Below are 24,882 nucleotides of genomic sequence, written 5' to 3' on the forward strand. Positions count from 1 at the left end.
CCTGTTGCTTGCAAAGGCAGTCCGCGGGAGGCCCTGCTTGCAACGCGAACAGCGCCTCGTTTCCGTCTCTTCGTTCACTCCACGCGACCCTCGACCTCGCCTTGGAATCGAAGGCAAAGGCAGCCTACTGGCCACCCTTCTGAACGAAGGACCTCACGAAATCCTCGGCATTCTCCTCGAGTACGTCGTCAATCTCGTCCAGCACGGAGTCGACGTCGTCCGAGAGCTTCTCGTGCCGCTCCTTGAGATCTTCCGCCGCCTGCGCGTCCTGCGCCTGCTCCTCGACCTCCTCGGTCGTGCGCGACGCCTTCTGCTGTCCGCCGCCGGTGTCCTTTGTCGCCATATCCCTCACCCCGCTCGGTTCGCCCCAGCTTGATTCGATCGGTCAAGATCAGACCCTACAAGCCGGGTCCGACATCGGCCTCGCAGTTGTTACAACGCACCGAGGCCACCTCCATGATTCCCGGCCACGGCCCATTTCAGCCCCCCGAGAGCACCCGGACCAGGTCCTCGGCCGTGCGGCAGCGGTCCAGGAGCTCCTTGACGTGGTTCCTGGTGCCGCGCAGCGGCTCCAGCGTCGGGACCCGCTGCAGGGAGTCCCGGCCCGGCAGGTCGAAGATCACCGAGTCCCAGGAGGCCGCGGCCACGTCGTCGGCGTACTGCTCCAGACAGCGGCCGCGGAAGTAGGCCCTGGTGTCCTCCGGGGGCTTGCTCCGGGCCCGGGAGACCTCGTCCTCGTCCAGCAGCCGCTTCATCTTGCCTCGGGCCACCAGACGGTTGTAGAGCCCCTTCTCGGGGCGCACATCGGCGTACTGCAGGTCCACCAGGTGCAGCCGGGCGGCGTCCCACTCCAGGCTGTCACGGCGCCGGTAGCCCTCCATGAGCTCGCGCTTGGCGACCCAGTCCAGCTCGCCTGACAGGCTCATCGGGTCCCGCTCCAGGCGGTTCAGGACGTCCTCCCAGCGGGTGAGCACATCCCGGGTCTGGTCGTCGGCGTCGGCGCCGAAGCGGTCCTCGACGTACTTGCGGGCCAGCTCGAAGTACTCCATCTGGAGCTGCACCGCGGTGAGTGTGCGGCCGCTGCGCAGCGTGACCAGGCGGCGCAGCGTCGGGTCGTGGGAGACCTGGTGCAGGGTGCGCACCGGCTGGTCCACCGCGAGGTCCACGGCGATGAAGCCGTCCTCGATCATCGACAGCACCAGGGAGGTGGTGCCGAGCTTGAGGTAGGTCGAGATCTCGGAGAGGTTGGCGTCACCGATGATCACATGCAGTCGCCGGTACTTCTCGGCGTCGGCGTGCGGCTCGTCGCGGGTGTTGATGATGGGGCGCTTGAGGGTGGTCTCCAGGCCCACCTCGACCTCGAAGTAGTCGGCCCGCTGACTGATCTGGAACCCGTGTTCATGGCCGTCCTGGCCCAGGCCCACGCGGCCGGCGCCGGTGACGACCTGCCGGGAGACGAAGAAGGGGGTCAGATGGCGCACGATGTCCGAGAAGGCGGTCTCCCGCTTCATCAGGTAGTTCTCATGCGTGCCGTAGGAGGCGCCCTTGTTGTCGGTGTTGTTCTTGTAGAGGTGGATCGGCTGGGCTCCGGGCAGCTGGCCGGCGCGCAGGGCGGCCTCGGCCATGATGCGTTCGCCCGCCTTGTCCCAGAGCACCGCGTCCCTGGGGTTGGTCACCTCCGGGGCGGAGTACTCGGGGTGGGCGTGGTCGACGTAGAGCCGCGCCCCGTTGGTGAGGATCACGTTGGCCAGGCCGATGTCCTCGTCCGTGAGCTGGCTGGCGTCCGCGGACTCGCGGGCGAGGTCGAAGCCGCGGGCGTCCCGCAGCGGGTTCTCCTCCTCGAAGTCCCAGCGGGCTCGGCGCGCCCGGTGCATCGCCGCCGCGTACGCGTTGACGACCTGGGATGAGGTGAGCATGGCATTGGCGTTCGGGTGGCCCGGGACGGAGATCCCGTACTCCGTCTCGATCCCCATTACTCGCCGTACGGTCATGCGGCCCTCCTTGCCCGGCGCCGCCCCTGGACGGGGTGGGCGCTCAAGTACCGCTGTGCTTCCGGTCCGTGCGCGGCCCCCGATCCCCCGCACCGCGATGCCGCGGTACCGCAGAGCCTAGAGCCGCTGCGCGGCCCTGAGGCGATCATTTCAGTCATTGCTCCGGTCCGGCTCGTAGGTGCCCGCTCGCTGTGCTGACAGGTCCGACATACACATCCGAAATCACGGTCCGAAAAGCGCATCCGGCTGCGGATGCCCCGTCCAGGACATCCGCAGCCGGACCGCGGTGTTACAGGTACTGACCGGTGTTCGCCACCGTGTCGATGGAGCGTCCCGTGTCCGCGCCCTGCTTTCCGGTGACCAGGGTGCGGATGTAGACGATCCGCTCGCCCTTCTTGCCGGAGATCCGGGCCCAGTCGTCGGGGTTCGTGGTGTTCGGCAGGTCCTCGTTCTCCTTGAACTCGTCCACGCAGGCGGCGAGCAGGTGGGAGACGCGAAGGCCCTTCTGGTTGTGGTCCAGGAAGTCCTTGATGGCCATCTTCTTGGCCCGGTCCACGATGTTCTGGATCATGGCGCCGGAGTTGAAGTCCTTGAAGTAGAGGACTTCCTTGTCGCCGTTGGCGTAGGTGACCTCCAGGAAGCGGTTCTCCTCGGACTCGGTGTACATCTGCTCGACGACCGACTGGATCATGCCGCCGACCGCGGCCTTGGGGGAGCCGCCGTGCTCGGTGAGGTCGTCCGCGTGGATCGGCAGGGTCTCCGTCAGGTACTTCGAGAAGATGTCCTTCGCGGCCTCGGCGTCCGGACGCTCGATCTTGATCTTCACATCGAGGCGGCCGGGGCGCAGGATCGCCGGGTCGATCATGTCCTCGCGGTTGGAGGCGCCGATGACGATCACATTTTCCAGGCCCTCGACACCGTCGATCTCCGAGAGCAGCTGGGGGACGATGGTGTTCTCCACGTCCGAGCTGACACCGGAGCCACGGGTCCGGAAGAGGGAGTCCATCTCGTCGAAGAAGACGATGACCGGCGTGCCCTCGCTGGCCTTCTCCCGCGCCCGCTGGAAGACCAGCCGGATGTGCCGCTCCGTCTCGCCGACGTACTTGTTGAGCAGCTCGGGGCCCTTGATGTTGAGGAAGAAGCTCTTCCCCGCGGGCTTCCCGGTCACCTCGGCGACCTTCTTGGCAAGGGAGTTGGCTACGGCCTTGGCGATCAGCGTCTTGCCGCAGCCGGGCGGGCCGTACAGCAGCACACCCTTGGGCGGCCGCAGTTCGTGCTCCTTAAACAGGTCGGGGTAGAGGTACGGAAGCTCGACCGCGTCCCTGATCAGCTCGATCTGGTTGCCCAGGCCGCCGATCTTGGTGTAGTCGATGTCCGGGACCTCTTCGAGGACGAGCTCTTCGACCTCGCTCTTGGGCACGACCTCGTAGACGTAGCCGGAGCGGGGCTCGAGCAGCAGGGCGTCACCGGGGCGGATGGTGGTGTCCAGCAGCGGCTCGGCGAGCCGCACCACGCGCTCCTCGTCGGTGTGCCCGATCACCAGGGCGCGCTCGCCGTCCTCAAGGACCTCCTTGAGGGTGACGATGTCCCCGGCGCGCTCGAACTCCATGGCCTCGACCACGTTGAGCGCCTCGTTGAGCATGACCTCCTGGCCCCGCCTGAGATCCTCGAGATCGACGCTCGGGCTGACGTTCACCCGGAGTTTCCGTCCTCCGGTGAAGATGTCGGCCGTACCGTCCTCGTTCGCCTGCAGAAACACCCCGAAGCCGGCCGGCGGCTGCGCGAGCCGGTCGACCTCCTCCTTGAGGGCCACGATCTGGTCGCGGGCCTCACGGAGCGTGTTGGCGAGCCGCTCGTTCTGCGCGGACACGCCCGCCAGGTTGGTCTGCAGCTCGACGATCCGCTCTTCGAGAATCCTCGTGTGCCGCGGAGAGTCGGCGAGCTTGCGTCGCAGGACGGCGATTTCCTGCTCGAGATAGGCAACCTGGCCGGCTGGGTCGTCAGACCCCCGCCCCGGCCGGATGCCGCGGTTGATGTCGTCGTCGTGGGCTGCCACGGTCCTCACCTCCTCCAAGGGGAGCTGGACGCTTCCTGACCCTACCTGGGCCGGTGCGGGTTGAAACCCCTAGATCACAAACCCGGTCGGCGTGTGTCCGATCTTCACCCTTGCGCACTCCCTCACGCCAGGTGAATACCCACCCAACAACATCGGAAAGCGACCGGTTGTATCGTCGAGGTGGTCAACACCCGCCAAGGCTGGCGCTATTTAGTCAATGTTGAAACATGTATCAGGGGACGGCAGGTCGTGACTGTGCGGAACGAGGAGCTCGGTGACCTTGAGGTCTGGATCGACCAGGATCTGTGCACGGGCGACGGGATCTGCGCCCAGTACGCACCCGAGATCTTCGAACTCGACATCGACGGTCTAGCTTACGTCAAGAGCGCGGACGACGAATTGCTGCAGGACCAGGGCGCGACCACGCGCGTCCCGCTGCCCCTGCTCACCGAGGTCGTGGACTCGGCCAAGGAGTGTCCGGGCGAGTGCATCCATGTACGGCGGGTATCCGACCGGGTCGAGGTGTACGGCCCCGACGCCGAGTGACGGATCAGACACTGCCCGGGACCGGCAGGGCCTTGAGCACGAACTTGCCGCCCTGCCACTGCCAATTGACTTCGCGCTGAAGGTCAGGACAGCAGCGCGGCACCTGCTCCGAGGAGTAGCCGAGCAGAGTGGCCGAAACCTTGGTTCCGCGCAGCGCGAAATCCTTGATGCTCATCCCTTCCTTCGGGTCGAGGAAGGTCGCGACGACCCGCGGCCGCCGCGGGCCACCGCCGCCTCCCCCGCCGGCCTTGCCGCCTGACCCGCTGTCCGGCTGAGCCAGCACATACATGCCGCTGGGCGGGGTGCCGGTCTCGGAGTGGCAGCGCACCACGGCCACCGTCTCCGGCCGCCCGTCACCGTCCAGATCGCCCGAGGCGCGGTCGGTGACGTCCAGCTTCGCCGGTCCGCAGTCCACGGGGTAGTCCGCGGCGGTGGGGTCCGGAGCCCGGACACTCGGGGCGACCGGGGCGTGGGACCCCGGCGCGGAAGCCGTGGTGGTGTCGGTCGTGGCCTTGGCGTCGGAGGGCTGGAGCACCGCCGCCCCGGCGACGACGGCGGCGAGGGCGGCCGCGGTCGCGAGCCAGTGCACCGGCCGGGGGTGGGTGTGCGGAAGGTCCGGGCCCAGAGGCAGCACGCGGCGTGACTCCTGTGAGAGCGGTGGCGTCAGGGGGGGGTGTCCCGCATCGTGCCACATCTCACACCGCGCGGCCACCGCCTCCCCCGGCGGAATGCCGGCGGAAGTCGGTGGCCGCGCCCGGGTGTTGGTGCGGGTTGAGGGTACGGGCTCGGATCAGCCGCGGTCGGCGGAGCCGTTTCCGGGGCTCTCCGCGCCCCGGCCGCCCGCTCCCGCGTCCCCGGCCGCCCCGCCGCCGCTGCCCCAGCCCGCGTAGTCCTCGCCGTAGGCGCCCTTGGCGGGCCTGCGGCGGCGCAGCGGGGGCTCCACGCCGTCCGCGAGGCGGCGGGCGGTGAGCAGGAAGCCGGTGTGGCCGATCATGCGGTGGTCGGGCCGTACCGCGAGGCCCTCGACGTGCCAGGTGCGGACCATGGTCTCCCAGGCCGCGGGTTCGTTGAAGGTGCCGTGCTCGCGGATGGCCTCGACGGTGCGGGCCAGCTGGGTGGTGGTGGCGACGTACGCGCACAGGATGCCGCCGGGGACGAGCGCCTTGGAGACGGGCCCCAGGCACTCCCAGGGGGCGAGCATGTCCAGGATGACGCGGTCGACGTCGGAGTCGGAGAGGTTGTCCTGCAGATCGCCGACGGTGAGCCGCCAGGCGGGGTGCGGGGCTCCGAAGTAGCGCTCGACGTTCTGCTTGGCGATCTCGGCGAAGTCCGCCCGGCGCTCGTAGGAGTGCAGCATGCCCTGGTCGCCGATGGCACGCAGCAGGAAGGTGCTGAGCGACCCCGAGCCGACGCCCGCCTCGACGACGCGCGCGCCGGGGAAGATGTCGGCCATCGCCAGGATCTGCCCCGCGTCCTTGGGGTAGACCACGGCGGCACCGCGTGGCATGGACAGGACATAGTCGGGGAGCAGGGGACGCAGCGCGAGGTACGCGACGTTTCCCGTGGTGCGCACGACGGTTCCCTCGGGGGCGCCGATCAGCTCGTCGTGGGGGAAGGAACCCTTGTGGGTGTGGAAGTTCTTCCCGGCCTCGAGCGTGAAGGTGTAGTGGCGTCCCTTGGGATCGGTGAGCTGGACCTGGTCCCCGACCTGGAAGGGCCCGCGACGGCGGGCGGCACCGGTCGGTTCGGACATGTGGCCAGCCTACCGGGCCTGCGAGGACCCGCCGACCGCCGGTCGTCCGTACGCCGCCCCACAGGCTTGCGCCGGACAGCGCGGCCTTTAAGGGGCGGGCGTTCTGGCCATGGCCGCCACGAAGGCGCGCTCGACGTCCGCCGTCGACAGGACGCCGTAGATCTCCCCGGTCTCCTCGACCACCAGGTACTCGGTGGCCGGGGTGGCACGCAGGGTGTCCAGCAGTTCCTCGCCCGTCAGCTCGGCGGAGACCCGCATGCCCTCCTTGAGGTCCTGGGCGAGGCCGCTGACGGCCACCCAGGGGCGGCGGTGCTCGGGGATTCCCACGATGGCCGCCTCGCGCACCACGGCGGTGGGCGCGCCCTGGCCGTCGACCACGACGAGGGCGCGCGCCCCGGCGTCGTTCGCGCGGCGCAGCGCCTCCGAGAGCGGGGTGTCCGCGGCGACCGGGACGGCCCGCCGGGTGAGCGTACGGGCCCGCAGGTCCGGAAGGCGCTCGCGCAGCCGGGCCATGCGCAGGCTGTTCCCGGCGCCGGTCCAGATGATCGCGGCGAGTATGGCGGCGAGCAGCGCGTCGGTCAGCGAGTCGACGCTGCCGAAGCCCTCGGCCTCGTCCCCGAAGCCGCCGGTCTGGGTGGCCAGCGGCAGGCCCACCAGCACCGCGACCGCGAGCGCCCGGCCGGTCCAGGCCGCGGCCACCGTGCCCGTCATGGGCTTGCCGCTGATCTTCCAGACGACGGCCCGCAGCATCCGGCCGCCGTCCAGCGGGAGGCCGGGCAGCAGGTTGAAGGCGGCCACGATGAGGTTGGAGATCATCAGCCCGGCCAGCAGCACCCCGACCACCGTGTCCGGCTCCACGAGCAGCATGCCGAGGTAGAACAGGCCGGAGAGGATCAACGAGAGCAGCGGGCCGACGAAGGCCAGGACGAACTCCCGGCCGGGCGTCTCGGACTCCTTCTCGATCTCCGAGACGCCCCCGAAGAACTGGAGCTGGATCCGGCGCACCGGGAGCTTGAAGCGCAGCGCCGCGACGGTGTGGGCGAGCTCGTGGACCAGCACGGAGGCGTAGAAGGCCACGGCGAAGAAGAGCGAGACGATGTAGCGCGCCGCGCCCAGTTCGGGCAGCACCCGCTCCAGTTGGCCGCCGAAGACCCAGGTGATGAGCGCGGCGACCAGGAACCAGCTGGGCGAGACGTATACGGGCACGCCGAACGGCCGGCCCATCAGGAAGCCGCCGCCCGCCTCACGGGGGCGCTGCGGCTTCTCGCCCTCGGGCCCGGTCGTGCGGTCCGATCCCCCGCTGTCGGACTGCCGCTGCCCGCTGTTGTCCACGGTGTCCCCTCGTCGGATGCGTCGTTCGCACCCCTTCTTCGGTATGGTCCCCACGATCATGCAGTGCGAGGACCTCGGACGTCGATGGTATGCGTCCGGCTGTCGGTGGCGGGCCGTAGGGTCTGCGCCATGGGAACCTCCACCGGGAAGGCCGAACCGGCCGATCGGACGCCTCAGTCCGGTCGGTCCTCCGCTGTGCCACCGTCCGCGCGCGGCTTGTCACGGTCCACGCCGTCCTTGTCGCCGTCGCGCGCGGCGGACTTCATGCAGTGTCCGTTGCTGTACCGCTTCCGGGTGATCGACAAACTGCCGGAGAAGCCGAGCCCCGCCGCGACCCGGGGCACGGTGGTGCACGCGGTGCTCGAGCGGCTGTTCGACGCCCCGGCCGCGGAGCGCACCGCCCCGCGCGCCCGCTCGATGGTGCCGGGCGAGTGGGAGCGGCTGCTGAAGGCGCGGCCGGAGCTGACGGAGCTGTTCCGCACGGAGGACGGCGCCGAGGACCCCCAGCGGCTGGAGCGGTGGCTCGCGGATGCCGAGCGGCTGGTCGAGCAGTGGTTCTCGCTGGAGGATCCGACGCGTCTTGAGCCCGCCGAGCGCGAGCTGTACGTGGAGACGACGCTGGAGTCCGGGCTGACGCTGCGCGGCTATATCGACCGGGTGGACGTCGCGCCGAGCGGCGAGGTGCGGATCGTCGACTACAAGACCGGCAAGGCGCCCGCCCCGCAGTACGCGGCGGGGGCGCTGTTCCAGATGAAGTTCTACGCCCTGGTGCTGTGGCGGCTGCGGGGGGCGGTGCCGCGCCGGCTGCAGCTGGTCTACCTGGGCAGCGGCGATGTGCTGACGTACGACCCGGACGAGTCGGATCTGCTGGCCGTGGAGCGCAAGGTGCGGGCCCTGTGGGAGGCGATCTCGCAGGCGATGGAGACCGGCGTCTTCCTGCCGCGCCAGAGCAAGCTGTGCGGCTGGTGCGACCATCAGGCGCATTGCCCGGAATTCGGTGGGACTCCCCCGCCTTATCCGCCGACCGCCGTGCCCGCGCAGTCCGGCAGAATGGGGCAGGTCTAGCGGTCCGGCGAAGGAGTTTCTGTGGCAATCCGCGTCCTGCTGGTCGACGACCAGCCGCTGCTGCGCACCGGCTTCCGGATGATTCTCGAGGCCGAGCAGGATCTCGCGGTCGTCGGTGAGGCGGGGGACGGTCTGCAGGCCCTGGATCAGGTGCGGGCGCTGCAGCCGGACGTGGTGCTGATGGACATCCGCATGCCGCGGATGGACGGTGTGGAGGCGACCCGGCAGATCACCGGCCCGGGCCGGGACGGCCCGGCCAAGGTGCTGGTCCTGACCACCTTCGACCTGGACGAGTACGTGGTGGAGGCGCTGCGCGCGGGGGCCAGCGGCTTTCTGCTCAAGGACGCGCCCGCCCATGAGCTGGTGCAGGCGATCCGGGTGGTGGCGGCGGGCGAGGCGATGCTGGCGCCGAGCATCACGCGGCGGCTGCTCGACAAGTACGCCGGGCATCTGCCGTCCGGCGAGGAGCCGGTGCCGGACACGCTGCACACCCTCACCGAGCGCGAGGTGGAGGTCCTCAAGCTGGTCGCCAAGGGGCTGTCCAACGCGGAGATCGCGGCGGATCTGTTCGTCAGCGAGACGACGGTGAAGACCCATGTGGGGCATGTGCTGACGAAGCTGGGGCTGCGGGACCGGGTGCAGGCCGCCGTCTATGCGTATGAGAGCGGGCTGGTGCGCCCCGGCGCGCAGTAGCGCGCGAGCCCGCCGCTTTGCGTCAAGGCGCGCCTGCGCGCACCCAGGCGCCGGGGCGCAGCGACGTACGCAGGACAAGACCGAGGGCCGTATCCCCCGCCGCCTCCTGGCGGTGCGGGATACGGCCCTCGGCGCTGAACCGGCTCAGCCGTCGCTGGTGCGGCCGAGCTCCCACAGCTGGAGCATGCTCGATGCGTCGAGCAGGTACTCGGTCCCCACGACGCCGTCGCGGGCGGCCACGTACTGCTTGCCCTGCCACAGCGGCAGATACGGCACATCGCCCGCGACGATGTCCTGGATCCGCTGGAGGTCCTTGACCGCGAGGGCCCGCTGGGCCTCCTGACGGGTCCTGGGGATCAGCTCGTCCTGGACGGTCTTGTTGTGGTACGGGGAGTTGAGCCAGTTGTCCTTGGTGAGGAACGGCGCGACGTAGGTGTCCGGGTCCGGGAAGTCGGGCAGCCAGCCCATGCCGTAGACGGCGTACTCCCGCTTGACGACGGCCGGGCGGAACTCGGTCCACTTGACGCCCTTGATCCTGACCGAGAACAGGCCGCTGGCGTTCAGCTGGGCCTGGAGCTTCTTGAACTCCTGGGCCGTCTCCGGGCCGTAGTGGTCGGTGGTGTACGTCAGCGTCAGCTGCACCGGGGTCTCGACGCCGGCCTGCTGCAGCAGATCGCGGGCGGCGCCGACGTCCGGGTCGCCGTACTCGTTGTGGAAGGAGTTGGTGTGCGAGGAGATGTTGTTGGGGACCATCGAGTACAGCGGCTCGGCGGTCCGCTTGTACACATCGCGCACCAGGGCCTGGCGGTCCACGATGCGGGCGATGGCCTGGCGGACGGCCTTGTTCTTCACCACCGGGGCCGAGGTGTCGAAGACGAGGTAGCGGATGCCCTGGCCGGAGGTCTCCTGCAGCTGGATGCCGTCGACACCTTCGGTGTCCATCCGCTCGATCTGCTCGGGCGAGAAGCCGCGGTTGACCACGTCGACATCGCCCTTGGTCAGGGCCTTCTCCATGGTCTTGGCGTCGTCGAAGAAACGCATCTCGAGCGTGTCGCTGCGCGGCTGGATATCGCCCTGGTACTGGGAGTTCTTGGTGAAGACCACCTTCGTCAGCCGGTTGTCCCGCACCTCGGTCGTCGCCGTGTACGGACCGGAGCCCACGACGTCGAAGCCCTTGTGCACCGCGCCCTTCTTGTAGACCTCGCTGTCGACGATCGCCGCGGCGGGCGTGGTGAGCTTGGAGGGGAACGTCGCGTCCGGGCTGGCCAGGTGGATGACGACCTCGCGGTCGTTGGGGGTCTCCACCTTGTCCACGTTGGACAGCAGGGACCACACCCCGCTCTGATCCTTGATCCGCAGCACCCGCTCCAGCGAGAACTTCACATCGGCGGAGGTCAGATCGTGGCCGTTGGAGAACTTCAGCCCCTTGCGCAGCTTGCAGCGGTACTGCTCGCTCTGCCGGTCCTGGAAGCCGCACTGCTCGGCGGCGTCGGGTATGGGGTCGGTCCCGGAGCGGGGCAGTCTCATCAGCGTCTGGAAGGTGCTGTGCAGCACGCTCCAGGAGGCGAAGTCATATGCCTGGGCCGGGTCCAGCGGCGCGTTCGCCACCTTCGACGCCTCGATGCGGTCGGTGCTCCCCACGACGATCGCCCCGTCGTCCGAGCCTGCGCCGTCGGTACCGCCGCAGCCGGCGAGCGTGGAGGTCATCAGGCCCGCCAGGACCGGAAGCACCAGCGACTTGCGGTTCATTCTCGGGAGTCTCCCTGCGATCGATCAACTACTCGCGAAGAGATTAGTCCGCGCCGCCAGCCCTACTGGAACACAACGAAGTTGAGGCGTTATCACGCCCCGATAACATGTAACGGTTCACCGATATCCGGACGCCGTCACGTTTCACATGACATGGCATCAATCTGGACACATGGGTCCGCGCAAATCGGGCCAGAGGGGACCCGAAGCAGAGCGCATCCAGCCTGTCGACGGCGGGCGCGGTGAGAAACATCACGTCTCCCGCCGTGCGGCGAGGCAAGCGGAATTAGAGCAGTCCATTTTCCGGCCCGCCCTTAATCGAAATACGCTCGGTGCGCGATCAGTGCATTCCAGTGATCAGAGTGCGCAAAAACGGAACGTCGACTTCTTCCAGTGAACCGACGACCGTACGGCCCACGGCGGGTTCGATGGTCACCAGCGACGGCACGGCCACCACCTGGCACCCGGCCGCCTCGGCCGCCGTCACCCCGGTCACCGTGTCCTCCACCACCACACAGCGCGCCGGGTCCGCGCCCAGCCCCGCGGCGGCGAAGAGATACGGGTCCGGATGCGGCTTGGTCCGGCCGATGTCGTCGCCCGCGACCGTGAGCGCGAAGTGCTCCGGGCCGATCGACCGCAGCACCGACTCCATCACCCGCCGGTGGGAGGCCGAGACCAGCGCGGTGGGCACGCCGTGCGCGGCCAGCTCGGTGAGCAGCCTGCGGGCGCCCGGGAGCAGCGGCACGGTGCCGTCGATCAGCTCGGTGAAGCGGCTGTTCAGCAGGCCGGTCAGCTCGGCGAGCGCGATGTTCGCGCCGGTGGCCTCGATCAGGAAGGAGGCGCTGCGGGTCATGGGGCCGCCGACGACCACCTGACGGTACTCCTCGGCCAGTGCATGGCCGAGCTCGGCGAAGATGGAGACCTCCGCGTCCCACCAGATGCCCTCGGTGTCGACCAGGGTGCCGTCCATGTCGAGCAGGACGGCTTGCAGGGCGGAGCCTTCGGCCGTACGAGGGTCGACGGCGGGGATGCTGCTGGTCATCCGATCACCTCCGGGCGAGGGGCACGAAGGCCGGCCGCCCTCCGCGAGCTGTGCGATCCGCGCGGTTCCCGCGCTTTCGCGATGCGGAAGACGACCGGCCTCTACCGGACCGACCAGTGTACGACGGTCTGCCGCGTGGCGCCCGGCGGATTCCCACGGGGCGCGGCGGGGCGGGACCGATCCGTCACCGTGCGTTGAAGTACTTGGCCTCCGGGTGGTGGATGACGATCGCGTCGGTGGACTGCTCGGGGTGCAGCTGGAACTCCTCCGAGAGCTTGACCCCGATCCGCTCCGGGCGCAGCAGGTCGGCGATCTTGGCGCGGTCCTCCAGGTCGGGGCAGGCCCCGTAGCCGAGGGAGAAGCGGGCGCCGCGGTACTTGAGGTCGAACATGTCGGTGACGTCGTCGGGGTCCTCGGACCCGAAGCCCAGCTCGGCGCGGACGCGGGCGTGCCAGTACTCGGCGAGTGCTTCCGCCAGCTGGACGGACAGCCCGTGGAGCTCGAGGTAGTCGCGGTAGGAGTCGGCGGCGAACAGCTCGGCGGTGGCCTCGCCGATCTTCGAGCCGACGGTGACGACCTGCAGCCCGACCACATCGGTCTCGCCGGACTCCTCCGGGCGGAAGAAGTCCGCCAGGCACAGGCGCCGCCCGCGCCGCTGGCGCGGGAAGGTGAAGCGGGTCAGCTCGCTGCCGTCGTCGTTCAGCAGGACCAGGTCGTCGCCCTTGGACACACACCGGTAGTAGCCGTAGACGACGGCCGCCTCCAGCAGGTTCTCGGTGTGCAGCTTGTCGAGCCAGCCGCGCAGCCGCGGCCGGCCGTCGGTCTCCACCAGCTCCTCGTAGCTCGGCCCCTCGCCCGTACGGGCCTGCTTCAGGCCCCACTGGCCCTTGAAGAGCGCGCCCTCGTCCAGCCAGGACGCGTAGTCCGCCTGCTGGATGCCCTTGACGACGCGGCTGCCCCAGAAGGGCGGGGTGGGCACCGGGTTGTCGGTGGCCACGTCGGAGCGGACCGGCCCCTCCGGATATTCGGGCGTCGCGGCCTCCACCGCCGCCGCGCGCTTGGCCACCCGGCGCTGCTTGAGCTCGGGCAGGGTCGCGCCGGGCACCCCGCGCTTGACGGCGATCAGCGCGTCCATCAGCCGCAGGCCCTCGAAGGCGTCGCGGGCGTAGCGGACCTCGCCCTGGTAGATCTCGTGCAGGTCCTGTTCGACATACGCCCGGGTCAGCGCCGCCCCGCCGAGGATGACGGGGTACTGGGCGGCGAGCTTGCGCTGGTTCAGCTCCTCCAGGTTCTCCTTCATGATCACCGTGGACTTCACCAGCAGCCCGGACATTCCGATCACATCGGCGCGGTGCTCCTGCGCGGCGTCCAAAATGGCCGAGACCGGCTGCTTGATGCCCAGGTTGACCACGTTGTAGCCGTTGTTGGACAGGATGATGTCGACGAGGTTCTTGCCGATGTCATGGACGTCGCCGCGGACCGTGGCGAGCACGATGGTGCCCTTGCCCACCCCCTCGCTGTCCTCGGTCTTCTCCATGTGCGGCTCCAGATGGGCCACCGCCGCCTTCATCACCTCGGCGGACTGGAGGACGAACGGCAGCTGCATCTGCCCGGAGCCGAAGAGGTCGCCGACGACCTTCATACCGTCCAGCAGGGTCTCGTTGACGATGTCGAGGGCGGGCCGCTCCCGCAGGGCCTCGTCCAGGTCGGCCTCCAGGCCGTTGCGCTCGCCGTCGATGATGCGGCGCTTGAGGCGCTCCTCCAGCGGCAGGGCGGCCAGCTCCTCGGCCTTGCCGGCCTTGAGGGACTTGGCGGTGGCGCCCTCGAACAGCGCCATCAGCTTCTGCAGCGGGTCATACCCCTCGGAGCGGCGGTCGTAGATCAGGTCGAGGGCACAGCCCACCTGCTCCTCGTCGAAGCGGGCGATCGGCAGGATCTTGGAGGCGTGCACGATCGCCGAGTCGAGGCCCGCCTTGACGCACTCGTCGAGGAAGACGGAGTTGAGCAGGATGCGGGCGGCCGGGTTGAGGCCGAAGGAGATGTTCGACAGGCCCAGTGTGGTCTGCACGTCCGGGTGGCGGCGCTTGAGCTCGCGGATCGCCTCGATGGTGGCGACGCCGTCCTTGCGGGACTCCTCCTGACCGGTGCAGATGGTGAAGGTCAGGGTGTCGATGAGGATGTCCCCCTCATGGATGCCCCAGTTGCCGGTCAGGTCGGCGATCAGCCGCTCGGCGATCTCGACCTTCTTCTCCGGGGTGCGGGCCTGGCCCTCCTCGTCGATGGTCAGCGCGATCAGCGCGGCGCCGTGCTCCTGGGCCAGTCGGGTGACCTTGGCGAAGCGCGAGTCGGGGCCGTCGCCGTCCTCGTAGTTGACGGAGTTGATGACCGCGCGGCCGCCGAGCTTCTCCAGGCCGGCGCGGAGGACGTCGACCTCGGTGGAGTCCAGCACGATGGGGAGGGTGGAGGCGGTGGCGAAGCGGCCGGCCAGCTCCTCCATGTCGGCGACGCCGTCCCGGCCGACGTAGTCCACGCACAGGTCGAGCAGGTGGGCGCCCTCGCGGATCTGCTCGCGGGCCATCTCCACACAGTCGTCCCAGCGGCCCTCCAGCATGGCCTCGCGGAACTTCTTCGAGCCGTTGGCGTTGGTCCGCTCGCCGATCGCCAGATACGAGGTGTCCTGGCGGAACGGCACGGTCTGGTACAGGGAGGCGGCGCCGGGCTCGGGGCGCGGGGTGCGCTCGGTGGGGGTCAGCTCGCGGACCCGCTCCACGACCTGGCGCAGATGCTCGGGCGTGGTGCCGCAGCAGCCGCCGACCAGCGACAGCCCGTACTCGCGCACGAACGTCTCCTGGGCGTCGGCGAGCTCGCCCGGGGTGAGGGGGTAGTGCGCCCCGTCCTTGCCCAGCACCGGCAGGCCCGCGTTCGGCATACAGGACAGCGGGATGCGGGAGTGGCGGGCCAGATAGCGCAGGTGCTCGCTCATCTCGGCCGGGCCGGTCGCGCAGTTCAGGCCGATCATGTCGATGCCCAGCGGCTCCAGCGCGGTGAGCGCCGCGCCGATCTCGGAGCCGAGCAGCATCGTGCCGGTGGTCTCCACCGTCACCGAGCAGATGACGGGGAGGTCGGTGCCCGAGGCGTCCAGGGCGCGGCGGGCGCCGAGGACCGCGGCCTTGGTCTGCAGCAGGTCCTGGGTGGTCTCCACCAGCAGGGCGTCGGCGCCGCCGGCGATCAGGCCCTCGGCGTTCGCCTGGTAGGCGTCGCGCAGCACGGTGTACGGGGCGTGGCCCAGCGTCGGCAGCTTGGTGCCGGGGCCCATGGAGCCGAGCACCCAGCGGGGGCGGCCGTCGGCCGCGAAACCGTCGGCGACCTCGCGGGCGACCCGGGCTCCCGCCTCGGACAGCTCGAAGACCCGGTCGGAGATCTCGTACTCCCCCAGCGCCGAGTGGTTGGCGCCGAAGGTGTTGGTCTCCACGCAGTCCACGCCGGCTTCGAAGTACTCGGTGTGGACCGAGTGGACGATGTCGGGGCGGGTGATGTTGAGGATCTCGTTGCACCCCTCGAGCTGCTGGAAGTCCTCGAGGGTGGGGTCCTGGGCCTGGAGCATCGTGCCCATCGCTCCGTCGGCGACCACCACCCGGGTGGCGAGGGCCTCGCGGAGTGCGTGGACCCGGTCGGCGGGGTCGGTGGCTGCGGACGTAGGCGTATGCGAGGCCATGGGTGAGCTCCCTGGGTGCGACGGCTGTCGGCTTTGCGCCCTCCTCGGCGGAGGGCGCACCAGGCCAGGGTAGCCGCCGGGGCGCTCTGTGGGAGCGGTGTTCCACGTGGCGGGACAGGTCGCGGGGGACACGATGGGCGCCGTCCGCGGCGGATCTTTGATCGTTTACCCTTTCCCCGCTGTACCGCGGGGTCGACATGGACCGATAGTGTTCAGCATTGTCGAACCGTAGTGTCAGGAGGGGTGCGCGATGGCACGGACCATCCAGTCGCTCGAGCGAGCTGCCGCGATGCTACGTCTGCTCGCCGGGGGCGAGCGCCGTCTGGGGCTGTCCGACATCGCCTCGTCGCTGGGGCTGGCCAAGGGCACCGCACACGGCATTTTGCGCACGCTCCAGCAGGAGGGCTTCGTCGAGCAGGACGAGGCGTCGGGCCGCTATCAGCTGGGCGCCGAGCTGCTGCGTCTGGGCAACAGCTATCTGGACGTGCACGAGCTGCGCGCCCGCGCGCTGGTGTGGACGGACGACCTGGCGCGCTCCAGCGGGGAGAGCGTGTATCTGGGCGTGCTGCACCAGCAGGGCGTGCTCATCGTCCACCATGTCTTCCGCCCCGACGACAGCCGCCAGGTGCTGGAGGTCGGCGCGATGCAGCCGCTGCACTCCACGGCCCTGGGCAAGGTGCTGTCCGCGTACGACCCGGTGGCGCACAGCGAGGCGGCCGAGGCCGAGCGGGAGGCGTTCACGCCCCGCACGGTGACCTCCATGGCGGGTTTCGAGTCCGTCCTGGACCTGACCCGGGCGCGCGGCTGGGGCTCGGACGTGGAGGAGACCTGGGAGGGCGTGGCGTCGATCGCCGCCCCGATCCACAACCGGCGGCGGATGCCGGTGGGCGCGGTGGGCGTGGCCGGCGCGGTGGAGCGGGTGTGCAAGGAGGGCGAGCTGCGCTCCGATCTGGTCGCCGCGGTGCGGGACTGCGCGCGGGCCGTCTCCCGCGATCTGGGCGCCAGCCGCTTCTGAGAGTTACCAGTCGGTATCAGTCGGTTCACTCCCGCTTGTCCCGGTACGAGTTTTCAGTCACACGACCCTTGACCTCGACCTTCACCGTGCAGAAAACTGCCGTTCGTCGGTCGGCATTGTCGAACATCTAACGACAATATTCGCTAGGGTGTGACTCGCCGCGGGCCGACCAGCCCTCACCGAGGGGGCACGGGCCATCGGTTGATTCCCGTGGTACGGCGCTTCCCGGTGTCCATCTGGACGAAGGACAAAGGAGTCGCGGGTGTCCAGCTCCGACATCTTCATCGGCGAGACCATCGGTACCGCCGTACTCATCCTGCTCGGCGGTGGTGTCGTCGCCGGCGTTGTCTTGAAGCGCTCCAAGGCGTTCGGGGCGGGATGGCTCGCCATCACCTTCGGGTGGGGCTTCGCCGTGCTGACCGGCGCGTATATCTCGGCGCCCCTGTCGGGGGCGCATCTCAATCCCGCCGTGACGCTGGGCCTCGCGATCGAGGGCGGCACGAAGTGGAGCGACGTACCGCTCTATCTGGTCAGCCAGATGCTCGGCGCCGTCATCGGGGCCACCTTGGTGTGGGTGGCCTACCTGGGCCACTTCAAGGCCCATCTCACCGACCACGAGATCGTCGGCGGCCCCGGCGCCCAGGACACGGCCAAGGCCGCCGCCCAGGTGAAGTCCGACGCCGGCCCGGTGCTCGGCGTCTTCTCCACCGGCCCCGAGATCCGCGACACCGTGCAGAACCTGGCCACCGAGATCATCGCCACGACCGTGCTGGTGCTGGCCATCCTCACCCAGGGCCTGAACGGGGACGGCAACGGCCTGGGCGTCATCGGCGTGCTGATCACCTCGCTCGTCGTGGTCGGCATCGGCCTCTCGCTCGGCGGACCGACCGGCTACGCCATCAACCCGGCCCGTGACCTCGGCCCCCGTATCGCCCACGCCCTCCTGCCGCTGCCCAACAAGGGCGGCTCGGACTGGGGCTACGCCTGGATCCCCGTCGTCGGCCCGCTCATCGGCGGCGCCATCGCCGGCGGCATCTACGAAATCGCCTTCGTCTAGCCCCACACCCACCCCGTCTTCAACGCGCAGGAGAGCCGCACACCATGACCGACACCCACTCCACCGGCCCGTTCATCGCAGCGATCGACCAGGGCACCACCTCGAGCCGTTGCATCGTCTTCGACCGCGACGGCCGCATCGTCTCGGTCGATCAGAAGGAGCACGAGCAGATCTTTCCCAAGCCCGGCTGGGTCGAACACAACGCGACCGAGATCTGGGAGAACGTCCAGGAAGTCGTCGCCGGGGCCATCAGCAAGGCCGGCATCACCTCCGCCGATGTGAAGGCGATCGGCATCACCAACCAGCGTGAGACCACGCTGCTGTGGGACAAGAACACCGGCGAGCCGGTGCACAACGCCATCGTCTGGCAGGACACCCGCACCGACGCCCTGTGCCGTGAGCTCGGCCGCAACGTCGGCCAGGACCGGTTCCGCCGGGAGACCGGCCTGCCGCTCGCCTCGTACTTCGCGGGCCCGAAGATCCGCTGGCTGCTCGACAACGTCGAGGGGCTGCGCGAGCGCGCGGAGGCCGGGGAGATCCTCTTCGGCACCATGGACTCCTGGGTGATCTGGAACCTCACCGGCGGGACCAACGGAGGCGTGCACGTCACCGACGTCACCAACGCCTCCCGCACCCTGCTGATGAACCTCCGGACCCTCAACTGGGACGAGCGCATCCTGTCCTCGATGGAGATCCCGGCGGCCGTGCTGCCCGAGATCCGCTCCTCCGCCGAGGTGTACGGGAACACCGCGGCGGGCGTGCTCGCGGGCGTGCCGGTGGCCTCCGCGCTCGGCGACCAGCAGGCCGCCCTCTTCGGGCAGACCTGCTTCTCCGAGGGCGAGGCCAAGTCGACCTACGGCACCGGAACGTTCCTGCTGATGAACACCGGTGGCGAGCCCGTCAACTCGTACAACGGCCTGCTGACCACCGTCGGCTACCGCATCGGCGACCAGAAGCCGGTCTACGCCCTCGAGGGCTCGATCGCCGTCACCGGCTCGCTGGTGCAGTGGATGCGCGACCAGATGGGGCTGATCAACAGCGCGGCCGAGATCGAGACCCTGGCCAGCTCGGTCGAGGACAACGGCGGCGCCTACTTCGTACCCGCCTTCTCCGGTCTGTTCGCCCCCTACTGGCGGGATGACGCGCGTGGCGTCATCGCGGGTCTGACCCGCTATGTCACCAAGGCGCACATCGCGCGCGCCGTACTGGAGGCCACCGCCTGGCAGACCCGCGAGATCGTCGACGCGATGACCAAGGACTCCGGCGTCGAGCTCACCGCGCTCAAGGTCGACGGCGGCATGACCTCCAACAACCTGCTGATGCAGACGCTCTCCGACGTCCTGGCCGCGCCCGTGGTGCGGCCGATGGTCGCCGAGACCACCTGCCTCGGCGCCGCCTACGCCGCCGGTCTGGCCGTCGGCTTCTGGCCGGACACCGAGGCGCTGCGCGCCAACTGGCGCCGCGCCGCCGAGTGGACCCCCCGTATGGACGCGGATGTCCGCGACCGCGAGTACAAGAACTGGCTCAAGGCCGTTCAGCGGACCATGGGCTGGATCGAAGACGAGGAGTAAGAAATGACCACCCTGCGATGCGTCCCGGCCCTCGGGACGCACCCGGCTGCCGGTTCGCTCCCGAGCCGCGCCGAAACCCGGGAACAGCTCTCCAGGGCAACGCACGACCTCCTGGTGATCGGCGGCGGCATCCTGGGCATCACCACTGCCTGGCACGCGGCGCAGTCGGGACTGCGGGTGGCCATGGTGGACGCCGGCGACTTCGCCGGCGCCACCTCCTCGGCCTCCTCCAAGCTGCTCCACGGCGGTCTGCGCTACCTGCAGACCGGCGCGGTCAAGCTGGTGGCCGAGAACCACTTCGAACGGCGCGCGGTCTCCCGCAGCGTCGCCCCCCACCTGGCGAATCCGCTCACCTTCTACCTGCCGGTCTACAAGGGCGGCCCGCACGGCGCGGCCAAGCTCGGCGCGGGTGTGTTCGCCTACTCGGCCCTCTCCGCCTTCCGGGACGGCGTCGGCCATGTGATCAAGCCCGAGCGGGCCGCGCGGGACGTCCCCGAGCTGCGTACCGAGGGCCTCAAGGCGGTCGCGGTCTACGGCGACGGCCAGATGAACGACAGCCGCATGGCCCTGATGACGGTGCGGGCGGCGGTCGAGGCGGGCGCGACCGTGCTCAACCACGCCGAGGTGGTGGGGCTGCGGAAGACCGACGGCCGGGTCACCGGCGCCGAGCTGCGGGACCGGCTGGACGGGGCCGAGTTCGGGGTGAACGCCCGGCTGGTGCTGAACGCCACCGGCCCGTGGGTGGACCACCTGCGCAGGATGGAGGACCCGAACGCGGCCCCGTCCATCCGGCTCTCCAAGGGCGCGCACCTGGTCCTCAAGCGCACCGCGCCGTGGCGGGCGGCGCTGGCGACCCCGATCGACAAGTACCGCATCACCTTCGCCCTCCCCTGGGAGGACATGCTGCTGCTCGGCACCACCGACGAGGCGTACGAGGGCGACCCGGCCGATGTCCGGGTGAACGAGAAGGACATCGCCCAGATCCTCGACGAGGCCGCCTTCTCCATCCGGGACCAGCAGCTGAACCGCGACCTGATCACCTACGCCTTCGCCGGTCTGCGGGTGCTGCCCGGCGGCCCCGGGGACACCGCCAAGGCGAAGCGGGAGACCGTCGTCACCGAGGGCCGCGGTGGCATGCTCTCCATCGCGGGCGGCAAGTGGACCACCTTCCGCCACATCGGCCGCACGGTCATGAACAAGCTCGCGCAGCTGCCGGGCCATCCGCTGGCGGATGACATGGAGCCCATATCCCAGCTGCCCAAGCACGTCCCGCTGCCGGGCCTGGCCAACCCGCACGCGGTCGCGCACCGGCTGCTGGTCGACGGCGGCGCCCCCGGCCCGCGCATGGCCGCGGACACCGCGCGCCACCTGGCGACGCACTACGGTTCGCTCTCCTTCGACATCGCGCGGCTGGCCAACGAGGACCCGGCGCTCGGCGAGCGGATCCACCCGGACGCCCCGGAGATCTGGGCCCAGGTCGTGTACGCCCGCGACCACGAGTGGGCGCAGACCGCGGACGATGTGCTGCGCCGCCGCACCACGCTGACGATCCGCGGACTGGACACCGAGGAGGTGCGCGCCGGGGTCCAGGAGCTGCTGGACCGCCGCGCGGTCTGACCGGCCCGGCCCGTACGCCCGTACGCTCTCCGCACACCCGAGGGGGAGGCTCCGCCGTGGAGCCTCCCCCTCGGCTAACTGACTCGCCAGTAAAAAATCAGTGAATCGCTCTTGCGTTCTTCGATGGCGCGCGCATCAATAACAGCGCCCCTCCTGACGTCACGTCAGGGCTGGTGGGCGGTCCGCGCGAGGCCCGAGCCGCAGCCCCGCGCGATCTCACCCCCCGCACCGCGCACACGTACGCAGCGACGCGCCCTCGGGCGCGCCCGGGATCCCGCCGCGCCCCGTGTGCGCCGCTCCACGCAACAAGTCAACAAGCACCGCCGCGGCTTGGCAGGCACTTCCCCCACATCGGAAGGCAATCCCATGAGACGCATGAAACTCGGGATCGGCACGGCACTGGGAGCAGCGGGAATGGCCATGGGCGCGCTCGCGCTGGCGCCGACCGCCACCGCGGTCACCCCGACCACCGCGACCCTGACGGCCGAGTGCGGGACGTACGGCTCCGGCCTGGCCACCCTCACGGCCACGCAGAGCGGGACCTCCGCGACCATCACCCTGTCCTCAGGTGCCATCAAGGCGCCCATCGACGTTCCGGCGGGCTCGGTCAACTCGACGCTGACGCTGTCGAAGAACGGCTCCGGAACCACCACGTTCACCGGCAACTCCAACCCGGCCATCAAGACCGGGGCCGACGTGACCACCGGCCCGCTCAAGGGCACGGTCGCCGCCGGTGACAAGCTCGAGGCCAAGTCGCTGAAGCTGGTGATCTTCGGTCTCATCACGGTGAACTGCACCGCCACCTCGGCCCAGTCGCCGGGACCGTTCACCTTCTGATCGCGTACAGCGCGTCCAGGCACCCCATGTGATCGCCAGCGGACCGGCGTCCACCCCGGCAGGGGACGCCGGTCCGTTCGGCGTGCCCTGCCACCCTCGTCGGCGGACAGGCCACGCCAGGCGCCATAATGGAGGCAGACATCGGATGTCTGACCCGGGGAGGTCCATCATGGCGGTCACCGACGAGGCGATCGAAAAGATCAAAGGCATGATCGTCTCGGGTGCGCTGCGCCCGGGTGACCGGCTTCCGAAGGAGAGTGAACTCGCCTCCGAGCTGGGTCTGTCCCGCAACTCGCTGCGCGAGGCGGTGCGCGCCCTGTCGCTGATCCGGATCCTGGACGTGCGTCAGGGCGACGGCACCTACGTCACCAGCCTGGACCCGCAGCTGCTGCTGGAGGCGCTGAGCTTCGTCGTCGACTTCCACCGGGACGACACGGTGCTGGAGTTCCTGGCGGTCCGGCGCATCCTGGAGCCCGCGGCCACGGCGCAGGCCTGTGCCCGGATCAGCGACGCCACGCTGGACGCCCTGGGCGCGCAGCTGGACGCGCTCGGGCCGGAGCCGTCGGTGGAGGAGCTGGTCGCCTGCGACCTGGAGTTCCACCGGGGCATCGTCCAGGCCTCCGGCAACTCGGTGCTGTGCTCGCTGCTGGACGGCCTGTCCGGGCCCACCACCCGCGCCCGCGTCTGGCGCGGGCTGACCCAGGAGGACGCGGTCAGCCGCACGCTGCACGAGCACCGGGCGATCCTGGGCGCGCTGCGGGACCGCGACGCGGAGGCGGCGCGGTCCTGGGCGACGGTGCATGTCGCGAGCGTGGAGCAGTGGCTGCGCTCCACGCTGTGACGAGGCGTTCGGGGCGTGCGCGGTGAGAGTCCGGGACGCGGTGGTCGGGCGGTCGGGCCGTACGCCCTGAGGCCGTGCGCGGTGGCTACGCCTTCAGGCCGTACGCACGGACCGCGGTGCCCCCGAACACCGCCGCCCGCTCCGCCTCGGTGAGGCGGAGCGTGGCGCGGCCGGCCAGGTCGACCACCTGGTCGTAGGTGGCGGCGAGGGTGCACACCGGCCAGTCGGAGCCGAAGAGCACCCGGTCGGGGCCGAAGGCGTCCAGCACATGCCGGGCGTAGGGCAGCACCTGCTCCGGCAGCCAGGAGTCCCAGTCGGCCTCGGTCACCAGGCCGGAGAGTTTGCAGACGACGTTCGGCAGCGCCGCCAGCTCGGTCAGCTGCCGGTCCCACGGGTCGCGGGCGCCGCTCGCGACGGGCGGCTTGGCCGCGTGGTCGAGGACGAAGCGGACCTCGGGCAGCTCGCGGACGGCGTCGATCGCCGCGGGCAGCTCGCGCGGGGTGACCAGCAGGTCGTAGGCGAGGTCCGCCTCGCCCAGCCGGGCCAGCCCCTGGCGGACGTCGGGGCGGCCCAGCCACCGCGGGTCCGGCTCGTCCTGCACCTGGTGGCGCAGGCCGACGAGCCGGTCGCCGCCGGGCGCGGCGCGCAGGGCCGCGAGCACATCGGGCAGACGGGGGTCGGTGAGGTCGGCCCAGCCCACGACGCCCGCGACGCGGTCCGATGCCTCGGCCGCGGCGAGGAGTTCGAGCGTCTCCTCGTGCGAGGAGCTGGACTGGACGACGACGGTGGCGTCGACGCCGTGCGCGGCGAGGTGCGGCTCCAGGTCCGCGAGGGTGAACGTACGGTGGATCGGGTCGGCCCAGGGGCCGTCCATCCACGGCTGTTCGCGTCGGGCCAGGTCCCACAGGTGGTGGTGGGCGTCGATGCGCGGCACGGAGGGGAGCTCCTCGGGATCGGCGGCGGTTCGTCGGGCAGTGGGCAGTCGGTCAGCGGGCGATCGGCAAGGGGACATCCTCGTCGAGCAGGCCCCGGTCCACCAGGGCCCGCCACAGCTCGTCCGGGATGTCATGGCCGAACATCTCGGCGTTGTCCCGCACCTCCTCCGGCGAGGCGCAGCCGACGACCGCCGCGGCCACGGCCGGGTGGCCGAAGGGGAAGCGCAGGGCCGCCGCGCGCAGCGGCACCCCGAACTCGCCGCAGACCGCGGCCAGGTGCCGGGCGCGCTCCAGCACGTCGGCCGGAGCCCGTTCGTAGTTGTAGTGCGCGTCGGGGCCGGGGCCGGCGAGCAGCCCGGAGTTGTAGACACCGCCGACCACCACGGAGGTGCCGCGGCGCTCGCACACCGGCAGCAGGTCGTCGTAGGCGGTGCGCTCCAGGAGGGTCCAGCGGCCGGCGCACAGCACCACGTCGACATCGAGGTCGGCCACGAACCGCGCGAGCACATCGCTGTGGTTCATGCCGAAGCCGATGGCGCGTACGCGCTTTTGGTCGCGCAGCTCGGCCAGGGCCGGGAAGGCGGTCTCATAGACCTCAGGGATGTGGTTTTCCACATCGTGGAGGTAGACGATGTCCACGCTCTCCAGGCCGAGGCGGTCCAGCGAGGACTCCAGGGTGGCGCGGATCCCGTCCCGGGTCAGCGTCCACTCCCGGACGCGGTCCGGGGTCTCCACGAACCCCTGGGCGTCGACCGGCTCCCCGGGCCTCCGGGGCCGCAGGGCGCGCCCCACCTTGGTGGACACGGTGTACGAGGCGCGGTCGCGGCCCGCCAGGGCGCGCCCGAGGCGCTCCTCCGACAGGCCGACCCCATAGTGCGGCGCGGTGTCCATATAGGTGCATCCGGCCTCGAAAGCGGCCTGGACCGTGGCCAGGGCGCGCTCGTCGGGCATGGCCGTGTACAGATTGCCCAGGGTCGCGCAGCCGAGCCCGAGCGCCGGTACGTACACGCCCGTGCGCCCCAGCTCGCGCGGCCCTCCGGCCCCAAGTGGCTGCGCCATGGGTCACC

At 70.2% G+C, this 24,882-nt stretch carries 20 protein-coding genes; 9 read left to right on the top strand and 11 right to left on the bottom strand.

Features of this window, described 5'->3' with window-relative positions; translation table 11 throughout:
- Window positions 1-124: 124 nt before the first annotated feature.
- The 3 genes from ACFZDL_RS24670 to arc all read right to left on the bottom strand — a co-directional run bounded on the left by ACFZDL_RS24670 (window position 125) and on the right by arc (window position 4,047).
- Entirely contained in the window at window positions 125-343 is a 219-nt protein-coding gene (locus tag ACFZDL_RS24670) for a ubiquitin-like protein Pup (protein WP_089509449.1), read from the bottom strand.
- Window positions 344-479: 136 nt separating this feature from the next.
- Window positions 480-1,991 (bottom strand): depupylase/deamidase Dop, encoded by a 1,512-nt coding sequence (gene dop, locus ACFZDL_RS24675; protein WP_353592764.1) that lies wholly within the window; start codon window positions 1,989-1,991, stop codon window positions 480-482.
- 289 nt (window positions 1,992-2,280) lie between these two features.
- Window positions 2,281-4,047 (bottom strand): proteasome ATPase, encoded by a 1,767-nt coding sequence (gene arc / locus ACFZDL_RS24680; protein ID WP_353592763.1) that lies wholly within the window; start codon window positions 4,045-4,047, stop codon window positions 2,281-2,283.
- Window positions 4,048-4,302: 255 nt separating this feature from the next.
- On the opposite strand from arc, the gene ACFZDL_RS24685 reads away from it, so the two are divergent.
- Window positions 4,303-4,593, top strand: a complete 291-nt coding sequence (locus ACFZDL_RS24685; protein WP_391192371.1) for a ferredoxin — start codon at window positions 4,303-4,305, stop codon at window positions 4,591-4,593.
- A gap of 4 nt (window positions 4,594-4,597) precedes the next feature.
- Here ACFZDL_RS24685 and ACFZDL_RS24690 read toward each other — a convergent pair whose 3' ends face one another.
- The 3 genes from ACFZDL_RS24690 to ACFZDL_RS24700 form a co-directional block, all read right to left on the bottom strand.
- Window positions 4,598-5,227 (bottom strand): hypothetical protein, encoded by a 630-nt coding sequence (locus ACFZDL_RS24690; RefSeq protein WP_353592761.1) that lies wholly within the window; start codon window positions 5,225-5,227, stop codon window positions 4,598-4,600.
- 156 nt (window positions 5,228-5,383) lie between these two features.
- Window positions 5,384-6,346: a tRNA (adenine-N1)-methyltransferase gene (locus ACFZDL_RS24695; protein WP_353592760.1), complete on the bottom strand. Its 963-nt coding sequence runs from the start codon at window positions 6,344-6,346 to the stop codon at window positions 5,384-5,386.
- Between the two features lie 87 nt (window positions 6,347-6,433).
- Window positions 6,434-7,678 carry a site-2 protease family protein gene (locus ACFZDL_RS24700; RefSeq protein WP_353592759.1) on the bottom strand — a complete coding sequence of 415 codons (1,245 nt, stop codon included), beginning with the start codon at window positions 7,676-7,678 and terminating at the stop codon, window positions 6,434-6,436.
- Window positions 7,679-7,942: 264 nt separating this feature from the next.
- On the opposite strand from ACFZDL_RS24700, the gene ACFZDL_RS24705 reads away from it, so the two are divergent.
- Both ACFZDL_RS24705 and ACFZDL_RS24710 read left to right on the top strand, forming a co-directional pair.
- Complete coding sequence (locus tag ACFZDL_RS24705) at window positions 7,943-8,743, top strand: PD-(D/E)XK nuclease family protein (RefSeq protein ID WP_353592758.1); 801 nt, start codon at window positions 7,943-7,945, stop codon at window positions 8,741-8,743.
- A 21-nt stretch (window positions 8,744-8,764) separates the two neighbouring features.
- Window positions 8,765-9,436 carry a response regulator transcription factor gene (locus tag ACFZDL_RS24710; protein ID WP_014181038.1) on the top strand — a complete coding sequence of 224 codons (672 nt, stop codon included), beginning with the start codon at window positions 8,765-8,767 and terminating at the stop codon, window positions 9,434-9,436.
- Between the two features lie 144 nt (window positions 9,437-9,580).
- Here ACFZDL_RS24710 and ACFZDL_RS24715 read toward each other — a convergent pair whose 3' ends face one another.
- The 3 genes from ACFZDL_RS24715 to metH all read right to left on the bottom strand — a co-directional run bounded on the left by ACFZDL_RS24715 (window position 9,581) and on the right by metH (window position 15,942).
- Window positions 9,581-11,185: an ABC transporter substrate-binding protein gene (locus ACFZDL_RS24715; RefSeq protein WP_353592757.1), complete on the bottom strand. Its 1,605-nt coding sequence runs from the start codon at window positions 11,183-11,185 to the stop codon at window positions 9,581-9,583.
- A gap of 340 nt (window positions 11,186-11,525) precedes the next feature.
- The gene (locus tag ACFZDL_RS24720; protein WP_353592756.1) at window positions 11,526-12,227 is read right to left on the bottom strand and encodes an HAD family phosphatase; all 702 of its coding nucleotides are present in this window, start codon (window positions 12,225-12,227) and stop codon (window positions 11,526-11,528) included.
- 184 nt (window positions 12,228-12,411) lie between these two features.
- On the bottom strand, window positions 12,412-15,942 hold the full coding sequence (metH, locus tag ACFZDL_RS24725) for a methionine synthase (protein WP_353592755.1): 3,531 nt from the start codon (window positions 15,940-15,942) through the stop codon (window positions 12,412-12,414).
- 250 nt (window positions 15,943-16,192) lie between these two features.
- Here metH and ACFZDL_RS24730 point away from each other — a divergent pair, with 250 nt between their 5' ends.
- From ACFZDL_RS24730 to ACFZDL_RS24755, 6 genes are all read left to right on the top strand, one after another.
- The gene (locus ACFZDL_RS24730; protein ID WP_353592754.1) at window positions 16,193-16,957 is read left to right on the top strand and encodes an IclR family transcriptional regulator; all 765 of its coding nucleotides are present in this window, start codon (window positions 16,193-16,195) and stop codon (window positions 16,955-16,957) included.
- A gap of 262 nt (window positions 16,958-17,219) precedes the next feature.
- Complete coding sequence (locus ACFZDL_RS24735) at window positions 17,220-18,014, top strand: MIP/aquaporin family protein (protein ID WP_353592753.1); 795 nt, start codon at window positions 17,220-17,222, stop codon at window positions 18,012-18,014.
- 44 nt (window positions 18,015-18,058) lie between these two features.
- A complete protein-coding gene (gene glpK, locus ACFZDL_RS24740; protein WP_353592752.1) occupies window positions 18,059-19,585 on the top strand; it encodes a glycerol kinase GlpK in 1,527 nt (508 codons plus the stop codon).
- A gap of 3 nt (window positions 19,586-19,588) precedes the next feature.
- The gene (locus ACFZDL_RS24745; RefSeq protein ID WP_353592751.1) at window positions 19,589-21,202 is read left to right on the top strand and encodes a glycerol-3-phosphate dehydrogenase/oxidase; all 1,614 of its coding nucleotides are present in this window, start codon (window positions 19,589-19,591) and stop codon (window positions 21,200-21,202) included.
- A gap of 366 nt (window positions 21,203-21,568) precedes the next feature.
- Window positions 21,569-22,039, top strand: coding sequence for a hypothetical protein (locus ACFZDL_RS24750; protein WP_353592750.1), 471 nt, complete (start codon window positions 21,569-21,571; stop codon window positions 22,037-22,039).
- A 169-nt stretch (window positions 22,040-22,208) separates the two neighbouring features.
- On the top strand, window positions 22,209-22,880 hold the full coding sequence (locus ACFZDL_RS24755; protein WP_353592749.1) for a FadR/GntR family transcriptional regulator: 672 nt from the start codon (window positions 22,209-22,211) through the stop codon (window positions 22,878-22,880).
- A gap of 85 nt (window positions 22,881-22,965) precedes the next feature.
- Here ACFZDL_RS24755 and ACFZDL_RS24760 read toward each other — a convergent pair whose 3' ends face one another.
- Window positions 22,966-23,814, bottom strand: coding sequence for an amidohydrolase family protein (locus ACFZDL_RS24760; protein ID WP_353592748.1), 849 nt, complete (start codon window positions 23,812-23,814; stop codon window positions 22,966-22,968).
- Window positions 23,815-23,866: 52 nt separating this feature from the next.
- Entirely contained in the window at window positions 23,867-24,874 is a 1,008-nt protein-coding gene (locus tag ACFZDL_RS24765; protein ID WP_353592747.1) for an aldo/keto reductase, read from the bottom strand.
- Window positions 24,875-24,882: the final 8 nt, after the last annotated feature.

Origin of the sequence: Streptomyces sp. NPDC007917, assembly GCF_042959105.1 — a bacterium.
Classification (GTDB): Bacteria; Actinomycetota; Actinomycetes; order Streptomycetales; family Streptomycetaceae; genus Streptomyces.

Bases quoted from the DNA above. Each gene is read 5' to 3' on its own strand.
- ACFZDL_RS24670 (WP_089509449.1), bottom strand. From the start codon at position 343: ATGGCGACAAAGGACACCGGCGGCGGACAGCAGAAGGCGTCGCGCACG.
- dop (WP_353592764.1), bottom strand. From the start codon at position 1,991: ATGACCGTACGGCGAGTAATGGGGATCGAGACGGAGTACGGGATCTCC.
- ACFZDL_RS24695 (WP_353592760.1), bottom strand. From the start codon at position 6,346: ATGTCCGAACCGACCGGTGCCGCCCGCCGTCGCGGGCCCTTCCAGGTC.
- ACFZDL_RS24705 (WP_353592758.1), top strand. From the start codon at position 7,943: ATGCAGTGTCCGTTGCTGTACCGCTTCCGGGTGATCGACAAACTGCCG.
- ACFZDL_RS24715 (WP_353592757.1), bottom strand. From the start codon at position 11,185: ATGAACCGCAAGTCGCTGGTGCTTCCGGTCCTGGCGGGCCTGATGACC.
- ACFZDL_RS24720 (WP_353592756.1), bottom strand. From the start codon at position 12,227: ATGACCAGCAGCATCCCCGCCGTCGACCCTCGTACGGCCGAAGGCTCC.
- metH (WP_353592755.1), bottom strand. From the start codon at position 15,942: ATGGCCTCGCATACGCCTACGTCCGCAGCCACCGACCCCGCCGACCGG.
- ACFZDL_RS24730 (WP_353592754.1), top strand. From the start codon at position 16,193: ATGGCACGGACCATCCAGTCGCTCGAGCGAGCTGCCGCGATGCTACGT.
- glpK (WP_353592752.1), top strand. From the start codon at position 18,059: ATGACCGACACCCACTCCACCGGCCCGTTCATCGCAGCGATCGACCAG.
- ACFZDL_RS24745 (WP_353592751.1), top strand. From the start codon at position 19,589: ATGACCACCCTGCGATGCGTCCCGGCCCTCGGGACGCACCCGGCTGCC.
- ACFZDL_RS24750 (WP_353592750.1), top strand. From the start codon at position 21,569: ATGAGACGCATGAAACTCGGGATCGGCACGGCACTGGGAGCAGCGGGA.
- ACFZDL_RS24755 (WP_353592749.1), top strand. From the start codon at position 22,209: ATGGCGGTCACCGACGAGGCGATCGAAAAGATCAAAGGCATGATCGTC.
- ACFZDL_RS24765 (WP_353592747.1), bottom strand. From the start codon at position 24,874: ATGGCGCAGCCACTTGGGGCCGGAGGGCCGCGCGAGCTGGGGCGCACG.